This is a genomic window from Halalkalicoccus subterraneus, from assembly GCF_003697815.1.
In the GTDB taxonomy this organism is placed as follows: Archaea; Halobacteriota; Halobacteria; order Halobacteriales; family Halalkalicoccaceae; genus Halalkalicoccus; species Halalkalicoccus subterraneus.
Map to the genome: position 1 here is coordinate 23,001 of NZ_RDQG01000029.1, position 6,068 is coordinate 29,068.

Genomic DNA, 6,068 nt, shown 5'->3' on the forward strand with positions numbered 1-6,068 from the left:
GAGTTGAGCAATTGGGACCACGCCGGACCAACGTTCTTGTAACGGGCGGTCGTCCTCGGAGATATGGGCACAATCGTCGGCGTCAGACTGACGGACGGCGTCGCGCTCGCGGCCGACAAACGCGCGACGGGCGGGAGTACGGTCAGAAGCGAGAGCGTCGAGAAGCTCTTCGCGTTCGACGGCGCGGAGGCCGGCGCGGTCGCGGCGGACGAAACCGGCGCGATCCAGACGTTCGGTCGTAAACTCGATACGGAGGTCCGCCAGCGTGGGACCGAACAGGGCTCGCTGATCCGGATCGATCCCCTCTCGCGTCTCGCGAGCGAACTGGCTGCGGACACGGGCGTCGAGGCGGTCGTCGCCGCCCGCGACGGCGAGGGTGTCGCCCGGATGCGCGCGATCGACAGTGCAGGCGCCGAACTCGACGAGAAAGTAGTCGCACAGGGCACCGGCGCTCAGTTCGCGCTCGGTCAACTCGACGGGATGGACCGCGACGAGTCGATCGACGGGGCGGCCGACGCCCTCGGATCGATCTTCGAGCGGATCGCCGAACGGGACACGGAGACCGGCGAGGACTGTACGGTCTGGACGCTTCCGGACGGGTAGGCGGTTACTCGCCGGAGCCGACCGACGCGCTCGAATCGAAGCGCTCACGGTACTTCGTCAGGCTCGATTCGAGCGCTTTCTCGGGGTCGATCCCGCACTCGTCGGCCAGCGAGAGCAGCGAGTAATAGACATCACCGAACTCGTCCTCCAATCCTTCGGTCGTCTCGACCTCCCGTTCGCCGTACTCGCTGGCCTTCAGCAGCTCCTTTGCGAGTTCGCCCGTCTCGCTTTCCGGATCGAGCATACGTCGTTCGGGATCCAGTTCGAGGTCCTACTCGCCATTGACCTCACTCACGCGACCCATACGGGCGCATCGGAGCGCGCGGGAGTTAATGGATAGGTTTTACCGCGGGTCACGTGTACAGTTCGCATATGGCAGACGAAGACGACGAGAAGTTCGCCACCAGAAGCGTTCACGCCGGCCAAGAGCCCGACGAGACCACCGGAGCGCGCGCGCCACCGATCTATCAGACGACCTCCTACGAGTTCGATGACACCGACCACGCCGCGCGGCTGTTCGCCCTCGAGGAGCCGGGCAACATCTACTCGCGGATCATGAACCCGACGAACGCCATGCTCGAAAAACGGCTGGCCTCGCTCGAAGGCGGGGTCGCGGCACTGGCCACGTCATCGGGCATGGCCGCGTTCGATCTGGCGAACTTCGTCCTCGCGGAGGCCGGCGACAACGTCGTTTCGGCGTCGGCGCTGTACGGCGGCACCTACACCTATCTCACCCACACCGTCGAGAAACGCGGCGTCGAGACTCGCTTCGTCGATACGCTGGATTACGACGCCTACGAGGACGCGATCGACGAGGAGACGGCATACGTCCACCTCGAAACCATCGGCAACCCCGCACTCGTAACACCGGACATCGAACGCGTCGCGGAGATCGCACACACAAACGACGTCCCGCTGTTCGTCGACAACACGTTCGCCACGCCCTATCTGTGTCGCCCCATCGAACACGGCGCTGATCTGGTCTGGAACTCGACCACGAAATGGCTTCACGGCGCGGGCTCGACCGTCGGCGGCATCCTCGTCGACGGCGGCACCTTCGAGTGGGAATCGGGCGACTACCCGGAGATCACCGAACCCAATCCGGCCTATCACGGGCTGAACTTCCGGGAGACCTTCGGCGAGGCGGCGTTCGCCTACGCCGCCCGTGCCCGCGGGTTGCGCGATCTGGGCAACCAGCAGTCACCCTTCGACGCCTGGGTCACCCTTCAGAAGCTCGAATCTCTGCCACTCAGGATGGAGAAACACTGCGAGAACGCCCAGCTGGTCGCCGAAGCTCTCGAGAGCAATCCCGAGGTCGCGTGGGTGAACTACCCCGGACTGGAGAGCCACGAGACCCACGAAACCGCAAGCGAGTATCTCGATGGCGGCTACGGCGGCATGATCACGTTCGGGCTGGAGGACGGATACGAGGCCGGACGGGCCGTCTGCAACGGGGTCGAACTCGCGAGCATGCTCGCGAACGTCGGCGACGCCAAGACCCTGATCATCCATCCCGCCTCGACGACCCACCAGCAGCTCTCGGCCGAGGAGAAGGCCGCAAGCGGCGTCACCGACGACCTCATTCGAATTTCCGTCGGAATCGAGGACCCCGCGGACGTCGTCGCCGATCTGGAGCGCGCGATCGAGGAAGCGACCTAAACGCGAGCGAGCACGTCGAGCTGGTGGGCGATATAGACCAGTTCGTCGTCGCGGAGCTGCCGACGCCGCGCCGCGAGCCATTCCTGAAGACCCTCACCGAGTTCGTCGGCCAGTGCTCCCTCGACCGTATCGAGGATGTGGTCCAGAAAGACCCGTTCGTCTCCGCTGTAGGGCGGGTAGACGACCCAGTCTGAGCTCCCGGCCGCGAGGAGCTCGCCGCCCGCTTTCGGAACAGCCGCGAGGAGTTTTCGGCCCGTCTCGCTCGATCCCTCACGGTCCATGTCGCGGTGGTAGGCCCCGAGCACTCGGTCGTCGAGCGGGTGGGCCGGCTCGAAGACCGTTTCTCCGTCGAAGGTGATCGGGAAGTACGCGAGTCCGCCCGGGGAAAGCGCCTCGAAGAGGGCGGGAAGCGCATCGTCGAGTTCGACGAGGTCGAGGAACGCTTGGGCGACCAGCAGGTCGTACTCGCCGTCCGAAAGCACCTCGAAGGCGTCGCCCGCGACAAGCGAGACGGTCGTATCGTCCCGGACGAGTCGGTCGTCCTCCTGCGAAAACCCTGCATCGAGTAGGTGTTCGCGGGCGACGGCGGCGTTTTCGGACCGGTTGTCGATCGCGGTGTACTCGACTCCCTCGGGCAACACCCCCCAGTCGAGCAGGCGAGTGATCCCGGTCCCGATACCGGCACCCGCTTCGACGGTTCGGGGGGCGTCGGGAAGCTCCACCCGAAGCCGCGCCAGCACGCGGCGGTTCAGCGCGCGGTCGTCGACCGTCCGCTTTGCGTGCAGATACTCCTGGAAGTCGTTCATGCATACGTGAGCACCGCCCCGATCGCTTCGTCGGGGTGGTCGGCGAGCAGTCGGTACGCGTCGGCGGCCTCCTCGACCGGAAGTCGATGGGTCAGGACCGCGTCGGCATCGAGGTCAGCCAGGCGGTCCCACGCGAGCGCGAGACGACGGTCCTTGTCCCAGCGCCCCCGAAGTTCGGGTTCGATCGTGCTGACCTGCGTGCTCTCGATGGCGATCCGACTCCGGTGAAATCGTCCCCCGAGATCGAGCGTCGCGGGTTTGTCCCCGTACCACGAGCCGACCAGCACCCGTCCAGCGTAGCCCGTCGCGTCGATAGCGCCGTCGAGCGCCGCAGGGTTGCCCGAGAGCTCAATCGCGAGATCTGCCCCCTTCCGATGGGTATCGGAGAGTGCCCCCCGGAGGTCGGCGTCGGGCGCGATCGACTCGTCGGCCCCGAGGTCACGCGAGCGCTCGCGTCGGAGGGAATGGCGATCGACCGTGTACAGCGCCTCTAGCGGGTGGTCGGCGAGGACCGCGGTCGTGAGCAGGCCGAGGACGCCCTGTCCGAGGACGGCGACCCGCTCGCCGACGAGCGGGCCGGCGTCCATCGCGACGTTTATCGCGGCCTCGACGTTCGGCAGAAGGGTCGCCGCCGCCGCGGGAATTCCGTGAGGGACACGCTGGAGTTCGCCAGGCGCGGCACGGAAGTGACTCGCGTGGGGGTGAAACGCGAAGACACGCTCGCCGAGCCAGTCGCCCTCGACGGCGTCGCCGGTTTCGATCACCCGGCCGACGGCGGCATAGCCATAGGAGATCGGGTAGTCGAGCCCGCCCGAAAGCGACGGGATCGTCTCGTCGGCCGGGAGGTCATCCGGGGCCTCGCCACGGTAGAGCAGGAGTTCGGTTCCGGGGCTGATCCCCGAACACTCGGTCTCGACGAGGAGTTCGTCCGGGTCAGGTTTGGGGACCGTAACCTCCTCGACGCGCACCTCTTCGGGCGCGCGAAACGACACCCGTCGAGCGGTCATCGCCACCTCCCGGTCGCCGCGGTCCGCAGACGAGGACTGGACACGGATCCGAGTACGACCGACGGCGACATTGCTCTTGTGTCGAGTCACGACAGCCGGCCGGAGACGTACAGCCAGTCGCGGACGAACCCGGCGATGAACGGGCCGGCGACGAAGACGGCTCCGGCGCTCGTGACGGGTGGCGTGGCGGCCGGCGAGAGAACCAGGGTCAAAAACGCCATCTGGACGCCGGCGAGGAGGCGACGGCTTCGACGCGGCGGGAGGGCGAAGACGGGGCGTCCGCGTCGCCGGCGGAGCCAGCGCCCGAGGACGAACAGGTAGCGCGCGGCGCTGATCGAGAGATACCAGAGCGGGAGCTGGCCGTAGAGGACGGCCAGAAGCGGGGCGATCAGGATACCCAGTGCGTCGAACTCGGTGTCGAGACGCGCGCCGAGCGTCGTGACGTGATCGGTCAGCCGGGCGAGCGTCCCGTCGACGTAGTCCACCAACGCGGCCCCCCCATACAGGGCGGCGGGCAGCCAGACGAGCGATTCGGTCGGCTGTGGCAGGAGGAGAAAGCCGGCGAGAAACGCGACGAGGACGCCGCGGGTGATGGTGAGAGCCGTTCCGGGGCCGAGCGAGGCGAGCAGCCGCCCGCCGTTTCGGTTCCGGGGAAGGAATCGCCAGAGCAACGCGAGTTCGTACGCGAGGACGGGACCGACGAGGGCGAGCCAGCGTCGTGCGAGCCCGTCGGCCAGCAACAGGCGCAGACCGGCAAAGGAGAGGGCGGTCGCGACCGCCGCGAGCGCTGCGACGACGAACCAGCGGGCACGAAGTCGCCGCAGCGTCCGCCCGGCGTAGGTATCACTCACGATCGCCCTCCGGAACGCAGACCCAGCCGTCCTCGCCGGGGATGATCGCGTATTCGAGTTCGACGAGGAGGTCACGAATGTCGGTCGCGGCCTCGCCCCGCTCGTCGGATTCGCCCTCGTGGCGGGCGTGGGGCTCGACGTAGACGAACGGGCGATGCGTGGCGAGGACCTCGCGCGCCCCGCAAAGGACGTCGAGACCGAACCCCTCGACGTCGATCTTGAGGTGGTCCGGGGGCGGGACCTCGCCGGCGTCGACCAGCGAGTCGAGGGGCTCGACCCGGACCGACTCGGTGTCGGCGATCCGGGCGCCCCAGCGTTCGGCGTTGAACCGGTTGAACGAACTCAGCTCGTGGTACGACGACCGATAGAAAGGCAACGAGCCGGATTCGGCCGCGAGGCCGAGTTCGAGCGGACGGATCCTGCCTTCGAACCCGCTCGCGGCGACGTTCGCCTGGAGCGTCGCGGCGATTTCGGGGTTGGGTTCGATGGCCACCGCGATCGCGTCGGGGTACTCCGCGGCGACCGAGAGCGAATAGACGCCGGTGTTCGCGCCCACGTCCACGACCACGTCGCCGTCGCGACAGCGATCCAGCAGGGCCGCGAGCAGCCAGTCGTTCCCGTGGCGGTCGTAGAGTTCGTAGCTGCGAAACGAACCATGACGGACGCGCTTCTCGGTTGCCACCAGTCGGTATCGGTAGTTCGCACCCGCGAGCCGGTAGTATGCGGCGTTCGGGAGCGACCGGGCGACCGAGAGGACGTCTCGCAGTACCCGCGAGACGGCAGCGGGTACGGTGATCCGGCGCATCGACGTCGGTAGGATAGGGCGGGACGGGCTTTGGTGTTTCCCCGCCCGTAAGACGACGAAAACCGCGAAATCGTAACCGGAACCGGTTTCGAAACCGCGAGAACGGGCACAGCTTCTTACGCGCTCGTACCCTACCCTCGATAGCATCATGAGCTCGGAAGAACTCACCAAGAACCAGGAGCGCTTCGACCACAAAAACGAGGAGCGAAGCGCGCTTCGCTCCGGCAAGGGCCTCACCGAGGAGGTCGTCCGCCTCATCAGCGACGACAAAGACGAACCCGACTGGATGCTCGACCGCCGACTGCGCGCCCTCGAGCACTACCAGAACATGCCCCTC

Annotated in this window: 7 protein-coding genes and 1 pseudogene; 3 read left to right on the forward strand and 5 right to left on the reverse strand. The window is 67.0% G+C overall.

Features of this window, described 5'->3' with window-relative positions; translation table 11 throughout:
- Positions 1-63: 63 nt before the first annotated feature.
- Positions 64-603, forward strand: coding sequence for an Ntn hydrolase family protein (locus tag EAO80_RS08340; protein WP_122089462.1), 540 nt, complete (start codon positions 64-66; stop codon positions 601-603).
- Between the two features lie 4 nt (positions 604-607).
- On the opposite strand, the gene EAO80_RS08345 is transcribed toward EAO80_RS08340, so the two are convergent.
- On the reverse strand, positions 608-847 hold the full coding sequence (locus EAO80_RS08345) for a MazG nucleotide pyrophosphohydrolase domain-containing protein (RefSeq protein ID WP_122089463.1): 240 nt from the start codon (positions 845-847) through the stop codon (positions 608-610).
- 128 nt (positions 848-975) lie between these two features.
- On the opposite strand from EAO80_RS08345, the gene EAO80_RS08350 reads away from it, so the two are divergent.
- Complete coding sequence (locus EAO80_RS08350; RefSeq protein WP_122089464.1) at positions 976-2,262, forward strand: O-acetylhomoserine aminocarboxypropyltransferase/cysteine synthase family protein; 1,287 nt, start codon at positions 976-978, stop codon at positions 2,260-2,262.
- On the opposite strand, the gene EAO80_RS08355 is transcribed toward EAO80_RS08350, so the two are convergent.
- From EAO80_RS08355 to EAO80_RS08370, 4 genes are all read right to left on the reverse strand, one after another.
- A complete protein-coding gene (locus EAO80_RS08355; protein ID WP_122089465.1) occupies positions 2,259-3,068 on the reverse strand; it encodes a methyltransferase domain-containing protein in 810 nt (269 codons plus the stop codon). The genes EAO80_RS08350 and EAO80_RS08355 overlap by 4 nt on opposite strands.
- Positions 3,065-4,075, reverse strand: coding sequence for a zinc-dependent alcohol dehydrogenase (locus EAO80_RS08360; protein ID WP_122089466.1), 1,011 nt, complete (start codon positions 4,073-4,075; stop codon positions 3,065-3,067). Before EAO80_RS08360 ends, EAO80_RS08355 begins: the two co-directional genes overlap by 4 nt.
- An 86-nt stretch (positions 4,076-4,161) precedes the next feature.
- Positions 4,162-4,926 carry a CDP-alcohol phosphatidyltransferase family protein gene (locus tag EAO80_RS08365; RefSeq protein ID WP_245998535.1) on the reverse strand — a complete coding sequence of 255 codons (765 nt, stop codon included), beginning with the start codon at positions 4,924-4,926 and terminating at the stop codon, positions 4,162-4,164.
- The gene (locus EAO80_RS08370; protein ID WP_122089467.1) at positions 4,919-5,731 is read right to left on the reverse strand and encodes an FkbM family methyltransferase; all 813 of its coding nucleotides are present in this window, start codon (positions 5,729-5,731) and stop codon (positions 4,919-4,921) included. Before EAO80_RS08370 ends, EAO80_RS08365 begins: the two co-directional genes overlap by 8 nt.
- A gap of 148 nt (positions 5,732-5,879) precedes the next feature.
- Between EAO80_RS08370 and EAO80_RS08375 the strand changes: the two are divergent.
- Positions 5,880-6,068: pseudogene (locus EAO80_RS08375) on the forward strand (Fe-S cluster assembly protein SufB); the annotation flags it as partial.

Excerpts from the sequence above, each read along its gene's own strand:
- EAO80_RS08340 (WP_122089462.1), top strand. The coding sequence starts at position 64 with ATGGGCACAATCGTCGGCGTCAGACTGACGGACGGCGTCGCGCTCGCG.
- EAO80_RS08345 (WP_122089463.1), bottom strand. The coding sequence starts at position 847 with ATGCTCGATCCGGAAAGCGAGACGGGCGAACTCGCAAAGGAGCTGCTG.
- EAO80_RS08350 (WP_122089464.1), top strand. The coding sequence starts at position 976 with ATGGCAGACGAAGACGACGAGAAGTTCGCCACCAGAAGCGTTCACGCC.
- EAO80_RS08355 (WP_122089465.1), bottom strand. The coding sequence starts at position 3,068 with ATGAACGACTTCCAGGAGTATCTGCACGCAAAGCGGACGGTCGACGAC.
- EAO80_RS08360 (WP_122089466.1), bottom strand. The coding sequence starts at position 4,075 with ATGACCGCTCGACGGGTGTCGTTTCGCGCGCCCGAAGAGGTGCGCGTC.
- EAO80_RS08370 (WP_122089467.1), bottom strand. The coding sequence starts at position 5,731 with ATGCGCCGGATCACCGTACCCGCTGCCGTCTCGCGGGTACTGCGAGAC.